Here is a 12921-nt window from a genome sequence, read left to right on the forward strand (position 1 = left end):
TCATGACGCCCGAGACCGCGACGAGCGCCGAGTCGATGATCCTCGCCCGTGGCCTGCGCAAGTCCTTCGGCCCGTTCGAGGCGGTCAAGGGCATCGACGTCGAGGTGCGCCGCGGCGAGGCGTTCGGCTTCCTCGGCCCCAACGGCGCCGGCAAGTCCTCGACGATGCGCATGGTCGCCGCGGTCTCGCCGGTCACCGGGGGCACGCTGCGCATCCTGGGTCGCGATCCGGCCACCGAGGGTCCGGCCATCCGGGCCCGGCTGGGGGTGTGCCCCCAGGAGGACACGCTCGACTCCGAGCTGAACGTCCGCGACAACCTGGTCATCTACGGCCGCTACTTCGGCACCGCCAGGCGTGAGGCCGAGCAGCGAGCCGACGAGCTGCTCGACTTCGTCCAGCTCACCGACAAGGCGGGCGCCAGGGTCGAGAACCTCTCCGGTGGCATGAAGCGGCGGTTGACCATCGCCCGCTCCCTGGTCAACCGGCCCGACCTGCTGCTGCTCGACGAGCCCACCACCGGGCTCGACCCGCAGGCACGGCACGTCCTGTGGGACCGCCTCTTCCGGCTCAAGCAGGCCGGGGTCACCCTCGTGCTCACCACCCACTACATGGACGAGGCCGAGCAGCTCTGCGACCGCCTCGTGGTGATGGACAAGGGCCTGATCGTCGCCGAAGGGTCGCCGCTCGACCTCATCCGGCGACACTCGACCCGCGAGGTGGCCGAGCTGCGGTTCGGGCTCGCCGAAGAGGGCACCGGTCACGACGTGCTGGCCGAGAAGGTCGCCGACCTCGGCGACCGCGTCGAGGCCCTGCCCGACCGTCTCCTGGTCTACAGCGCCGACGGTGAAGAGGTCGTCGCCAAGGTGCACGAGCGCGGCCTGCGTCCGGTGGCCACCCTGGTCCGCCGATCGACGCTCGAAGACGTCTTCCTGCGCCTCACCGGGCGGACGCTGGTCGACTGATGGAGCCGCAGCCCACCAGGCCTGCGCTGGACACCAGCTCCGGGGCCACGCCCGGCGAGGCCCTGACGTTCGTCGACGGTGTCCGTCGCCAGATCCCCTACTGGGCCACGGTCACCAAGCGCACCTGGCGCGGCTCGGTGGTCTCCTCGTTCCTCTCACCGCTGCTCTACGTCGTGGCGATGGGCGTCGTGCTCGGCGGCTTCGTCGAGGGCGATCCCGACCGGCTCGAGGGCGCGACGTCCTACCTGGCCTTCGTGGTGCCCGGCCTGATCGCCGCTCACGCCATGCAGACCGCGGTGAGCGAGACGACCTATCCGGTGATGGGCATGATCAAGTGGCAGCGGGTCTACGAGTCGATGCTCGCCACCCCGCTTCAGGTGCCACAGGTGGTCGCCGCGCACCTGCTGTTCGTGACCGCCCGGCTCGTCGTCACCTGCACGGTCTTCACCCTGGTGCTCGCCCCGTTCGGGGTGTTCGAGAGCTGGTGGGGGCCGCCGCTCGCCGTGCTCTCGCAGGTGCTGGTCGGGGTGACGTTCGCAACGCTGGTCTACGGCTTCAGTGCCCGGCTGCGCAACGAGGAGGGGTTCGGGGTGCTCTTCCGGCTGGGCGTCTTCCCGCTCTTCTTGTTCTCCGGGGCGTTCTTCCCCGTCACCAACCTCGGCGAGGCCGGCGCCTGGGCGGCCCGGCTGACACCGTTGTGGCATGGCGTGAACCTGTCGCGCATGTTCGCCCTCGACCACGTCACCTGGTGGCTGGCCGGCGTCAACGTCGCGGTGCTGGTGCTGTTGGCGCTGGTGGGCTGGCGCTGGTCGGTGACCGGCCTGCAACGGCGGATGGTGAGCTGATGAGCGTCGGTTCCGTCGGGGCGGGCGAGGCCCGGCCGCGTCCGCTGACCCCCTGGGGGGCGATGGCGCTGCTCGTGCACCGCAGCTATCTGACCTACCGCCAGGCCTGGAAGCTCTATCTCACCGGGTTCCTCGAGCCGTTCTTCTACCTGCTCTCGATCGGCATCGGGGTCGGGCAGCTGATCGACACCTTCGAGTTCAACGGCCAGCAGATCCCCTACGCCGAGTTCGTGGCGCCCGGGATGCTCGCGGCGTCGGCGATGAACGGGGCGATCCTCGACGCCACGTTCAACGTCTTCCACAAGCTCAAGTACGACAAGCTCTACGACCAGATGCTCGCCACCCCGCTGGGCACCGGCGACGTGGCCCGGGGCGAGATCGCCTGGGCCCAGCTGCGGGGCGGCAGCTACTCCGCCATGTTCTTGGTCGTGATGGTGGCGATGGGCATGGTGCACTCATGGTGGGCGGTGCTGGCCCTGCCGGCGGCGCTGCTGATCGGGTTCGCGTTCAGCGCGATCGGCATGGCGCTGACGACGTTCATGACGTCCTGGCAGGACTTCGAGAAGGTGACGCTGGTGCAGTTGCCGCTGTTCTTGTTCTCGGCCACGTTCTTCCCGATCACCGCCCTGGACTCCTGGGCTCGGTGGGTCGTCGAGGTGACGCCTCTCTACCGGGGCGTGGTGCTCTGCCGTGAGCTGACGACCGGTGCCCTGAGCTGGTCCTCGGCGATCTCGGTGGTCTACCTCCTGGTGATGGGCCTGATCGGGCTGCTCGTCGTCCGGCGGCGGCTCTCCACGCTGCTGCTGACCTGACCGGGCACCGGATCTGGCGGGACCTCGACGGCGGCTGGCAGTCCTGGCGGCGGCGCGCGCCGCGTCCGATTGGCAGGATCGCGCCATGAGCCTCGAGCAACGCCCAGACAGCGCCCCGCCCTCTGTGATCGAGCCCGACGTGAAGGACTGGACCTGGGTCCTGGAGCGCCCCTGCCCAGAGTGCGGCCTGGCAGCCGGCGAGGTCGAGCCGACCTCCCTGGCGGCGGCGATCCGAGCCAACGCGGTGATCTGGACCGAAGTGCTCACCCGGCCCTCGGCCCGGGCGCGGCCCCGCGCCGGCGTGTGGTCGCCGCTGGAGTACGCCTGCCACGTCCGCGACGTCCACCGCATCATGGACGAGCGGGTGGCGTCGATGCTGGAGACCGACGAGCCGCGGTTCGCCAACTGGGACCAGGACCAGACCGCGGTCGAAGCCCGGTACGCCGAGCAGGACCCTGCCGTCGTCGGCGGCGAGCTGGTCAGCGCCGCCGAACGGGTGGCCGCCCGCTACGCCGCGGTCTCCGAGGAGGAGTGGGTGAGGAGGGGCCTTCGCGGGGACGGAGCCGTGTTCACCGTCGCCGGCCTCGGCCGCTACCACCTGCACGACGTCGTCCACCACGTCCACGACGTGGGCGGCTCCTCCGGCTGACCGCCGGCCGGGCGAGATCGGGGCGGCTTGAACGCCGGGTGAAGATGTCCCGGTGAGGCACACCGAGTTCTGGGCCAGGATGAACCACGTCCTGGGGGCGAGCTACGCCCGATCCTGGGCGTCGCAGTACGTCCTGTCCGACCTCGAGCGCACCGCCCAGGAGGCCCTCGACGCCGGCACCCCGCCCAAGCAGGTGTGGGCCTCGGTCTGGCGGGCGCTGGAGCTTCCCGCGAGCGAACGCTGACCCGGGCAGCCGCCGTCGCGAGAGGCGCGCCGAGCGTCTCGCGGAGCCTGGCCGCACGTGTCTCAACGACACGGTCATCCTGCCGATCGGTTCCGCGATGCCCGTCCCGCCCGGGACGGGGCCACATGGAGGAGCGCCGTTGCTGTCCCTGACCTATCTGAGTTCGGTCACCGAGACCCTCGACGAGGCCGAGCTGGTGGACCTCCTGGCGGGCAGCCGTGCGCGCAACGAGGCCGCCGGCATCACCGGTCTGCTGCTCTATCGCGACGGCAACGTCATCCAGACGCTCGAGGGGCCGCACGTCGCCGTCGAGGAGACCTTCGCCCGGATCCGCCGCGACCCACGGCACCGGGGCGTCATCGTGCTGCTCCGCGAGGAGGTGGCCGAGCGCGCCTTCCCGGAGTGGTCGATGGCCTTCCGCAGTGTGGGGGTCAGACAGGGCGAGGTGCCGGGGTTCAGCGACTTCCTGAACAACGACGAGAGAGCGCGCACCCGCGCCCCCGACACCTCCGCGGGGCACCTGCACGCCACCTTCCGCGCCACGATGCGCTGAGATCCTGGCGGCCATGGCCGGCCGCCGGTCGTCTGTGCATCGAGCGGTGACCACGAGCACGCGACTGGTCCAGTCCGACCCGACCGCCGCATCGATCCACCTCAACCGAACGGGTCGGCTGCCGATCAGGGCCTCGACGACGCCGTCGACCCCCACGGCGTCGTGCCCTGGAAGAGGCCCTGGTCCGTGCTCACGCTCACCTACGTCAGCTCCGCCACCGCCCCGATGGACGAACCCACGCTGGTCCGGCTGCTCGGTGAGATCGGCCCGCGCAACCGCGGGCGCGACCTCACCGGAATGCTCCTCTACCGAGGGGGGAACATCATCTCGACCCTCGAGGGTCCCGAACGAGCCGTCGAGGAGACGTTCGCGACGATCACGCGCGACCCGCGGCACCACGGCATCCTGGTCCTGCTCCGCGAGCAGACCCAGCACCGCCAGTTCTCCGACTGGTCGACGAGCTTCCCCCGGCCCACAGTGGAGCCGGACCCACGACTGACCGGCTACACGCCCTTCCTCACCTGCGGTCGTGACCGTGCCGACGCCGCACCTGGCCGGCGGCTGCTGGAGGTGTTCCGGGCCTCCATGCGCTGAGGCCTCCCAGGGAGCGCCGAGCCGGCGACGGCCGGACGCCGACACGCCGCACCCGATGATCATGTCGAACACGTGTTCGGGCTAGGGTTGTCCCCAGGTGACGCGCTGGCGGCTCCGTCCCCAGGCCCAGGTCTCGCCCCGGGCCGGTGTCGGCGGTCTGCTCTAGCGTCCAGCCAGACGACGAAGGACACGCAGTCGGGGCCGCCGGCCCCAGATCGGACGGAGACATCATGGCTGGGAACGACCGCGACAAGGCCCTCGACGCGGCTCTGGCGAACATCGAGCGCCAGTTCGGCAAGGGTTCGATCATGCGCCTCGGCGAGGAGACCCGCGCACAGCTCGGGATCATCCCGACCGGCGCGATCGCCCTCGACGTCGCGCTCGGCCTCGGTGGCCTGCCGCGCGGCCGGGTGGTGGAGATCTACGGCCCGGAGTCGTCGGGCAAGACGACCGTCGCCCTGCACGCCGTGGCCAACGCCCAGGCCGCGGGTGGCATCGTGGCCTTCATCGACGCCGAGCACGCCCTCGACCCGGAGTACGCGAAGGCCCTCGGCGTCGACACCGACGCGCTGCTGGTCTCCCAGCCCGACTCGGGCGAGCAGGCCCTCGAGATCGCCGACATGCTGGTGCGCTCCGGCGCGCTGGACCTCATCGTCGTCGACTCGGTCGCCGCGCTGGTGCCGCGCGCGGAGATCGAGGGCGAGATGGGCGACAGCCACGTGGGCCTCCAGGCCCGGCTGATGAGCCAGGCGCTGCGCAAGATGACCGGTGCGCTCAACAACTCCGGCACCACCGCGATCTTCATCAACCAGCTGCGCGAGAAGATCGGCGTGATGTTCGGCTCCCCGGAGACCACCACCGGTGGTCGAGCCCTGAAGTTCTACGCCTCGGTGCGACTCGACGTGCGCCGCATCGAGACGCTGAAGGACGGCCAGGAGATGGTCGGCAACCGCACCCGGGTCAAGGTCGTCAAGAACAAGGTCGCCCCGCCGTTCAAGCAGGCCGAGTTCGACATCATGTACGGCCGCGGCATCAGCCGCGAGGGCGGCCTGATCGACGTCGGGGTCGAGTCGGGCCTGGTCCGCAAGGCCGGCGCTTGGTACACCTACGAGGGCGACCAGCTCGGCCAGGGCAAGGAGAACGCGCGCAACTTCCTGCGTGACAACCCCGATCTGGCCAACGAGTTGGAGAAGAGGATCCTCGAGAAGCTCGGCGTTGGTCCGCAGCTCGACGCCGAGGCCCCGCTCGACCCGGTGGGCGTGGCGGACTTCTGAGTCGATGAGCTTCGACGAGACCAGACCGGCCCCCGACTGGGCGGGTGACGTCTCGGCCGGGGTCGACGCCTGGACCCGGCGCTCGACCACGGCAGCCGGGTCCTCCGAGTCGGCGTCGACCGTCCCCCCTCCGCCCGACCCGGTGGCACAGGGGCCGGCGGCCGACCCGGAGTCGGTGGCTCGCACGATCCTGCTCGACCAGCTGACCGGGCGGGCGCGCAGCCGTCGGGAGCTGCGCGACAAGCTCGCGGCCAAGAACGTGCCCGACGAGGTGGCCGAGCGCCTGCTCGATCGCTTCGAGGAGGTCGGCCTGGTCGACGACCGGGCCTTCGCGCGACTCTGGATCGCCAGCCGTCAGCCCGGCAAGGGGTTGGCGCGCCGGGCGTTGGCCGACGAGCTGCGCCGCAAGGGCATCGACGACGTGGTTGCCCGCGAGGCGCTCGACGAGGTCGACCCCGCCGACGAGGAGGAGGCGGCCCGGGCGCTGGTGCGCAAGAAGCTGCGCTCGCTGCGCGGGGTGGACGACGTCGTCGCCACCCGGCGGTTGGCCGGCCTGCTGGCCCGCAAGGGCTACCCGGCCGGAGTGGCCTTCTCCGTGGTCCGCGACGAGCTGGCCCGGGCCGGCCGTGAGACAACCGAGCACGAGGTGTCCTGAGCGACCCTGCGCGGTGCCACAATCTGGCCCCGTGACCCACGATCGCGAAGTCCTCAGCTACGAGCTGTTCGGCACGGCCGTGCGCGACCTGGCCCAGCAGGTGGCCGACGACGGCTTCCGCCCCGACCTGGTGCTCGCGATCGCCCGCGGCGGTCTGGCGCTGGGCATGGGGCTCGGCTACGCCCTGGATGTGAAGAACCTGTCCGCGGTCAACGTCGAGTTCTACACCGGGGTCGACGAGCGGTTGGAGATGCCGGTCATGTTGCCGCCGACCCCGTCGGCGGTCGACCTGGCCGGGCTGCGGGTGTTGATCGCCGACGACGTGGCCGACACCGGCAAGACCCTCGAACTGGTCCGGACCTTCTGCGCCGAGACGGTGGCCGAGGCCAGGATCGCCGTCGTCTACGAGAAGCCGTGGACCGTGGTCCGACCCGACTACGTCTGGCGGCGCACCGAGAGCTGGATCGACTTTCCGTGGTCGAGCGAACCGCCGGTGGTGGGACGATCCGTCGGCTGAGACCTTCGGGTGAAGCCCGACGACATACGGCACGACGCCAGGACTCTGGTCGAGTCCTGGCGCCGTTCGGGGGCCGAGGAGAGCAGACTCAGCGCGCTGTGCGCGCGGTGTCTCGGAAGGAGTAGGAAGTGACCTTCCAGGCCGGGCTCGTGGAGAGCGCGAACTTCTTGCTCCCCTTCACGATGGCCCGGTAGACGGTGCCACGGCGCGAGCCGGGGATGCGCACGTCGAAGCGGCTCTTCTTGTTCGTCTTCACCTTGCGGAAGGTCTTCCAACCGCCGGACCGCTTCTGGATGATCACCCGCTTGCCCTTGTACTTCGGGACCACCCGACCCAGCAGGTACACGTGCCGACCTCGGTCGACCGCCTTGGCGTTCAGGTCGCGCTGCACCTTGGCCTTGGCGAACGCGGAGGAGGCCGCATAGGTGGCGCTCCCGCTGTAGAGCACTCGGTAGGTGGAGTTGCCGGCTGCCTTGACCGTGTCGTAGAGGGTGCCGGATGCGGAGGTGGCAACGGTCTTCCACTTCTTCTGGCCGGCCAGCTTCCGCTGGACCTGCAAGGAGCCGTCGGAGACCTGGGCCCCATTGGTGTCGATGACCTTGATGTCCAGGGAGAACTTCTCGCCGTAGACGACGGGGCCAGGCTGGGTGGCGTAGCTGCTGGCGCGGGAGATCCAGGGCTCCCCGTCGGAGGCGCCCACGATGGTGGTCTCGGTGGCGGCCGCAGCCGGGGAGGCTCCACCGAGGACCGCGGCGGTGGTGGCCACGAGGGTGGCGGTCAGAGAGGTGGCGAGGAGGCGTCGTACGTGCACGATGGTTCCTGTTCGGTCCGAGGTGTAGGGGACGGCTCCCGAGAAGCCGCCCGCTCACCTACCCCGTCTCGATGACCGCAAACACGTTCTTCCATCGGGAGATCAGCGGACCCGGCTCGCGGGCGCTCTGGCAGCCTCGGGCACTAGGGTGGCCCGGTGATCCACACCGTGGCCGTGACCCGCTACGTCACCCCGTTGCGCGAGGGCGGCAGCCTGCCCGGGCTGGTGGAGGCCGACGATCTCGGCACCTACGTGTGCAAGTTCCGCGGTGCCGGTCAGGGGCTGCGCGTCCTGGTGGCCGAGGTGGTGGTCGGCGAGCTGGCCCGCCGGATCGGCCTGCGCACCCCGCGGCTGGTCGCCCTCGACCTCGACCCCGAGATCGCCCGCTACGAGGCCGACGAGGAGGTCCAGGACCTGCTGAACGCGAGCGCCGGCCTGAACCTCGGCGTCGACTTCCTGCCCGGGGCGTTCGGGTTCGACGGCGATCTGCCGCGCGGCGCCGCCGACGCTGCCCGGGTGCTCTGGCTCGATGCGTTCTGTGCGAACGTCGATCGGTCCTGGCGCAACCCGAACCTGCTGGTCTGGCACGGCGACCTGTGGGTGATCGACCACGGCGCCGCGCTCTACTTCCACCACGGGTGGTCCGGTGGGGTCGGCGACCCCGACCGCTTCGCCGCCCAGCGGTGGAGCGCCGAGGACCACGTGCTGCTGGCGGCCGCCCGGCCCGGGCTCGCCGCCGCCGATGCCGAGCTCCGCTCACAGCTCGACGAGAAGCTGTTCGCCGACGTGCTGGCGCAGGTGCCCGACGAGTGGCTCGAGCCGGTGCCCGGCGCCGCCACGGCGGCCGACCTGCGCGCCGCGTACGTCGCCTTCCTCACCGCACGTCTGGCGAGCCGCCAGTGGCTGCCGGAGGTCGCGGCATGAGCCGGCAGTCCTACCAGTACGTCGTGCTGCGGTGCGTGCCGCGGGTGGATCGCGAGGAGTTCCTCAACGTCGGCGTCGTCGTCTACTGCCAGGCGGCGCAGTTCCTCGACGTGGCCTGGCACGTCGAGCGCGACCGGCTACGAGCTCTGGGGCCGCACGTCGACGTCGACCAGGTCTGCGGGGGACTGACCTTCGTCGAGGGTGTCTGCTCGGGCGACGAGCGTGGCGGTGCAGCCTCCCGCAAGCCGATGGGGGAGCGCTTCGGGTTCCTCAAGGCGCCGCGCAGCACCGTGCTGCAGCCCGGTCCCGTGCACGGTGGCGTGACCACCGACCCGGCGGCCGAGCTCCAGCACCTCCTCGCCCGGCTGGTCCGCTGAGCGTCCGCTCAGACAGGCACCAGCTCCACAGCCCCGACCGCATAGCGAGCGAGGACGACGCGCGCCAGCTCCGGGTGGGCGCCCAGGGGCTCGGAGACTGCCACCGCGCCCGCCTCGACGGCCAGCTCGGCCACCCGGTCGGGCAGGAAGCCCGGGGCGAGGAACAGGGAGGCGACCGCGATGTGGCGGCGCCCCTCGGCCCGGAACGCCCGGACCGCCTCGCCGGCCGCGGGCGGTGCGGCGGAGGCGAACGCGGCGGTCACCGGCAGCTTGTGGTGGGTGCCCCACAGTCGGGCCAGCCTGGCCACGGCCTGGTTGGCCAGCGGGTCGGAGGAGCCGGCGGCGGCCAGCACCAGGGCGTCGAGCTCGCGCACCCGGGCACGCTTGAGCGCTTCGCGCATCCGGATGTCGAGCACCTCGAGGAAGCGCGGCTCCAGGCCGAGCACCCCGGTCGCGCGGATCTTGAGACTCTCGTGCCGGGCCGCGGCCGCGGCGACCGCGGTGGGCACGTCGACCTTCGCGTGGAACGCCTCCGAGAGCAGCAGCGGCACCACGACGATCTCGTCGTGGCCGGCGCGCACCAGCCGGTCGACCACGGTCTGGAAGCCGGGCTTGGACAGGTCGAGGAACGCCGGCTCGATGCGCAGGTCCGGGCGCATCGCGCGGACCTCGTCGACCAGGGCGGTGATCGTCGACGCCGAGCGCGGGTCCCGGCTTCCGTGGGCCAGGGCGATCAGGGCAGGAGCAGCCATGCGGACAGCCTCCAGAGGTGTGGTGCGGGTGGTGCGGGGCAGCGACGGCCGACTGCGCTGTCGGTCGCGGGGAGGGGGTGCGTGGGGAGTCGGGTCACGTGTGGATCCCGCACTCGGTCTTGCCGGTGCCGGCCCAGCGCCCGCTGCGCGGGTCGTCGCCGGGAGCCACCCGGCGGGTGCAGGGGGCGCAGCCGATCGAGGGGTAGCCGTCGTAGGTGAGCGGGTTGACCAGCACGCCGTTCTCGGCGATATAGCGCTCGACCTGCTCGTCGGACCAGCGGGCCAGCGGGGAGACCTTGACCTTGCCCTTCTTCGCATCCCAGCCGATCACGGGTGCGATCACCCGGTTGGCGGTCTCGGCCCGGCGCAGCCCGGTGGCCCACGCGTCGTAGCCCTCCAGCGACGCCGCCAGCGGGGCCACCTTGCGCAGCGCGCAGCAGCGGTCGGGGTCGGTGCGGAACAGGTCCTTGCCGTACGCCGCGTCCTGCTCGGCGACGCTCTGCTCGGGCGTGATCGTGACCAGGTTGACGTCGAGGGTGGCCGCCACCGCGTCACGGGTGCCGATGGTCTCGACGAAGTGGTAGCCGGTGTCGAGGAACACCACGTCGATGCCGGGGGCGACCTTGGCGGCGAGGTGGGCGAGCACGGCGTCGGCCATCGACGAGGTGATGCAGAACCGCTCGCCGAAGGTGGCGGCCGCCCACTCGATGATGTGCTCGGCAGGGGCCAGCTCCAGCTCGGCGCCCCAGTGCGACACCAGCTCGCGCAGCTCCTCGGGGCTGCGTCCGGCGGTCTCGGTCGCCCGGTTGTTGAACGCCAGCATGGTGGTGGCCGCGGTCATCCGTCGGCCCCCGGCGTGGTCGCGGGCCGCAGCAGCCCGAGGAACTTCAGCGAGAACGCGCGCAGGCACGAGCGGCACTCCCATGCGCCGTGCGGCGAGGTCACCTCGCCGTCGGCCGCGACGACCTCGTGGGGTCGCAGGTCCTCGTCGCCGCAGAAGGGGCAGTGGAAGGGCTGGACGCGGCTCACGAGACCGTCTCCAGCTGCTGCTCCCCGCGCAGCAGCTCCTCGTCGGCGCGCACCACCCAGTCGGCGAACGACTCCCCGTCGAGCCGGTCGGCGAGGTAGTGGCGCACGACGGTGGTGACGTAGTCGCCGAGGCCCTCGCTGGTGACCTTGTGGGCGCGCAGCTTGCGGCCGAAGTTGGCGCCGAGCCCCAGCGCGCCGCCCAGGTGCACCTGGAAGCCCTCGACCTGCCGGCCCTCGTGGGTGACCAGCTGGCCCTTGAGGCCGATGTCGGCGACCTGGGTGCGGGCGCAGGCGTTGGGGCAGCCGTTGACGTTGACGGTGATCGGCACGTCCAGGTCGGGGATCCGCTGCTCGAGCTCGGCGATCAGCGCCTTGGCGCGGTCCTTGGTGTCGACGATGGCGAGCTTGCAGAACTCGATGCCGGTGCAGGCCATGGTGTTGCGCCGCCAGTTCGACGGGCGGGCGGTGAGGCCGACCTGCTCCACGCGGGCCAGGAAGGGTTCGACGGCCGCCTCCTCCAGGCCGAGCACGACCAGCTTCTGGTGGGCGGTGAACCGGGCGCCGGCGGCTCCGAACTCCTCCAGGGCGTCGGCGAGGCCGACCAGGACGGTGCCGGAGATCCGGCCCACAGTCGGCGCCAGGCCGACGTAGCACCTGCCGTCCTTCTGCCGGTGGACGCCGATGTGGTCGCTGGAGCGGTCGGGGGAGGCGGGGGAGGGGCAGTCGACCAGCGTGCGGTGGAGGTACTCGGTCTCGAGGACCTCGCGGAACTTCTCGACGCCCCAGTCGGCGACCAGGAACTTCAACCGGGCCCGGGAGCGCAGGCGCCGGTAGCCGTAGTCGCGGAAGATCGACGCGACGCCCTCCCAGGCGTCGGGCACGTCCTCCAGGGCGATCCACACCCCGAGCTTCTGGGCGAGCATCGGGTTGGTGGACAGGCCGCCGCCGACCCAGAGGTCGAAGCCGGGTCCGAGCTCGGGGTGCACGGTGCCGACGAACGACACGTCGTTGACCTCGGGGGCCACGTCGTGCGAGGGGTGTCCGGTGAGCGCGGTCTTGAACTTGCGCGGCAGGTTGGAGAAGGCGGGGTTGCCGATGTAGCGGCGCTTGATCTCCTCCAGGGCGCTGCTGCCGTCGATGATCTCGTCGGCGGCGACCCCGGCGACGGGGGAGCCGAGGAAGGGTCGCGGGGAGTCGCCGCAGGCCTCGATGCTGGACAGTCCGGCGGCGTCGAGCCGCTCCCAGATGGCCGGCACGTCCTCGATGCGGATCCAGTGGTACTGGATGTTCTCGCGGTCGGTGATGTCGGCGGTGTCGCGGGCGAAGTCCACCCCGATGGTGCCGAGTGCCCGCACCGCGTCGGCGCCGAGCAGGGCGCCGTCGGAGCGGACCCGCAGCATGAAGTAGGGCGCGTCCAGCTCGGCGGGGTCGACGGTCGCGGTCTTGCCGCCGTCGAAGCCCTCGGCGCGCTGGGTGTAGAGGCCCATCCAGCGCATCCGGCCGCGCAGGTCGTTGGGGTCGATGGAGTCGAACCCGCGCACGCTGTAGATGTCGATGATCCGCTGCCGGACGTTGAGCGCGTCGTCGTCCTTCTTGAACTGCTCGTTGGCGTTCAGCGGCTCGCGGTAGCCGAGCGCCCACTGGCCCTCGCCGCGCTTGGGGCGGGGGCGGGCCGCGGGGGTGGTGGTGCGGGCGGGTGCCTGGGTCATGGGATGAGTTCCTCGTGCGACGAAAGACGCGCGACTCGTCGGGGCCCGGACCACGTCATCGGGGTCGTGGGGTCGGCCCTGGAGACCGTGCGCCCGAACGGATGGTCGGGGGCGGCCGCCTGCTGTCGATGGTCGGGCAGCGGGGGCTGGTCAGAAGGGCCAACACATCATGCTGCGCATGCGCCCGAAGTCCACGTGGCGACGAGCCACGAGG

Annotated in this window: 17 protein-coding genes; 12 read left to right on the plus strand and 5 right to left on the minus strand. The window is 71.4% G+C overall.

Features of this window, described 5'->3' with window-relative positions; genetic code table 11:
* Nucleotides 1-2 precede the first annotated feature (2 nt).
* The 10 genes from D6B71_RS00340 (at nt 3) to D6B71_RS00385 (ending at nt 7105) form a co-directional block, all read left to right on the plus strand.
* Nucleotides 3-962 (plus strand): ABC transporter ATP-binding protein, encoded by a 960-nt coding sequence (locus D6B71_RS00340; RefSeq protein WP_206051488.1) that lies wholly within the window; start codon nt 3-5, stop codon nt 960-962.
* On the plus strand, nt 962-1807 hold the full coding sequence (locus D6B71_RS00345) for an ABC transporter permease (RefSeq protein ID WP_121250912.1): 846 nt from the start codon (nt 962-964) through the stop codon (nt 1805-1807). Before D6B71_RS00340 ends, D6B71_RS00345 begins: the two co-directional genes overlap by 1 nt.
* Nucleotides 1807-2619 carry an ABC transporter permease gene (locus D6B71_RS00350; protein ID WP_121250914.1) on the plus strand — a complete coding sequence of 271 codons (813 nt, stop codon included), beginning with the start codon at nt 1807-1809 and terminating at the stop codon, nt 2617-2619. Before D6B71_RS00345 ends, D6B71_RS00350 begins: the two co-directional genes overlap by 1 nt.
* Nucleotides 2620-2704: 85 nt before the next feature.
* The gene (locus D6B71_RS00355; protein ID WP_121250916.1) at nt 2705-3268 is read left to right on the plus strand and encodes a DinB family protein; all 564 of its coding nucleotides are present in this window, start codon (nt 2705-2707) and stop codon (nt 3266-3268) included.
* 52 nt (nt 3269-3320) lie between these two features.
* Nucleotides 3321-3512, plus strand: a complete 192-nt coding sequence (locus D6B71_RS00360; protein WP_121250918.1) for a DUF3046 domain-containing protein — start codon at nt 3321-3323, stop codon at nt 3510-3512.
* A gap of 139 nt (nt 3513-3651) precedes the next feature.
* Nucleotides 3652-4065: a BLUF domain-containing protein gene (locus tag D6B71_RS00365; protein WP_164519484.1), complete on the plus strand. Its 414-nt coding sequence runs from the start codon at nt 3652-3654 to the stop codon at nt 4063-4065.
* 186 nt (nt 4066-4251) lie between these two features.
* Entirely contained in the window at nt 4252-4659 is a 408-nt protein-coding gene (locus tag D6B71_RS00370) for a BLUF domain-containing protein (protein ID WP_121250922.1), read from the plus strand.
* A 230-nt stretch (nt 4660-4889) separates the two neighbouring features.
* A complete protein-coding gene (recA, locus tag D6B71_RS00375; RefSeq protein WP_206051489.1) occupies nt 4890-5933 on the plus strand; it encodes a recombinase RecA in 1044 nt (347 codons plus the stop codon).
* A gap of 4 nt (nt 5934-5937) precedes the next feature.
* On the plus strand, nt 5938-6588 hold the full coding sequence (locus D6B71_RS00380; RefSeq protein WP_121250924.1) for a regulatory protein RecX: 651 nt from the start codon (nt 5938-5940) through the stop codon (nt 6586-6588).
* 31 nt (nt 6589-6619) lie between these two features.
* Nucleotides 6620-7105 (plus strand): phosphoribosyltransferase, encoded by a 486-nt coding sequence (locus tag D6B71_RS00385; protein ID WP_121250925.1) that lies wholly within the window; start codon nt 6620-6622, stop codon nt 7103-7105.
* An 88-nt stretch (nt 7106-7193) separates the two neighbouring features.
* On the opposite strand, the gene D6B71_RS00390 is transcribed toward D6B71_RS00385, so the two are convergent.
* A complete protein-coding gene (locus D6B71_RS00390; protein WP_121250927.1) occupies nt 7194-7916 on the minus strand; it encodes a hypothetical protein in 723 nt (240 codons plus the stop codon).
* Between the two features lie 156 nt (nt 7917-8072).
* Here D6B71_RS00390 and D6B71_RS00395 point away from each other — a divergent pair, with 156 nt between their 5' ends.
* Nucleotides 8073-8840 carry a HipA family kinase gene (locus tag D6B71_RS00395; protein WP_121250930.1) on the plus strand — a complete coding sequence of 256 codons (768 nt, stop codon included), beginning with the start codon at nt 8073-8075 and terminating at the stop codon, nt 8838-8840.
* The gene (locus D6B71_RS00400) at nt 8837-9217 is read left to right on the plus strand and encodes a DUF3037 domain-containing protein (RefSeq protein WP_121250932.1); all 381 of its coding nucleotides are present in this window, start codon (nt 8837-8839) and stop codon (nt 9215-9217) included. Before D6B71_RS00395 ends, D6B71_RS00400 begins: the two co-directional genes overlap by 4 nt.
* A gap of 8 nt (nt 9218-9225) precedes the next feature.
* Here the strand turns inward: D6B71_RS00400 and D6B71_RS00405 are convergent, their stop codons facing one another.
* The 4 genes from D6B71_RS00405 to D6B71_RS00420 all read right to left on the minus strand — a co-directional run bounded on the left by D6B71_RS00405 (nt 9226) and on the right by D6B71_RS00420 (nt 12707).
* A complete protein-coding gene (locus D6B71_RS00405) occupies nt 9226-9969 on the minus strand; it encodes a sirohydrochlorin chelatase (protein ID WP_121250934.1) in 744 nt (247 codons plus the stop codon).
* Between the two features lie 94 nt (nt 9970-10063).
* On the minus strand, nt 10064-10810 hold the full coding sequence (locus D6B71_RS00410) for a phosphoadenylyl-sulfate reductase (protein WP_121250936.1): 747 nt from the start codon (nt 10808-10810) through the stop codon (nt 10064-10066).
* Entirely contained in the window at nt 10807-10998 is a 192-nt protein-coding gene (locus D6B71_RS00415) for a hypothetical protein (protein WP_121250938.1), read from the minus strand. Before D6B71_RS00415 ends, D6B71_RS00410 begins: the two co-directional genes overlap by 4 nt.
* Nucleotides 10995-12707: a nitrite/sulfite reductase gene (locus tag D6B71_RS00420; RefSeq protein WP_121250940.1), complete on the minus strand. Its 1713-nt coding sequence runs from the start codon at nt 12705-12707 to the stop codon at nt 10995-10997. The genes D6B71_RS00415 and D6B71_RS00420 overlap by 4 nt, the downstream gene beginning before the upstream one ends.
* Between the last annotated feature and the right edge of the window lie 214 nt (nt 12708-12921).

Source organism: Nocardioides ferulae, assembly GCF_003660455.1.
In the GTDB taxonomy this organism is placed as follows: Bacteria; Actinomycetota; Actinomycetes; order Propionibacteriales; family Nocardioidaceae; genus Nocardioides; species Nocardioides ferulae.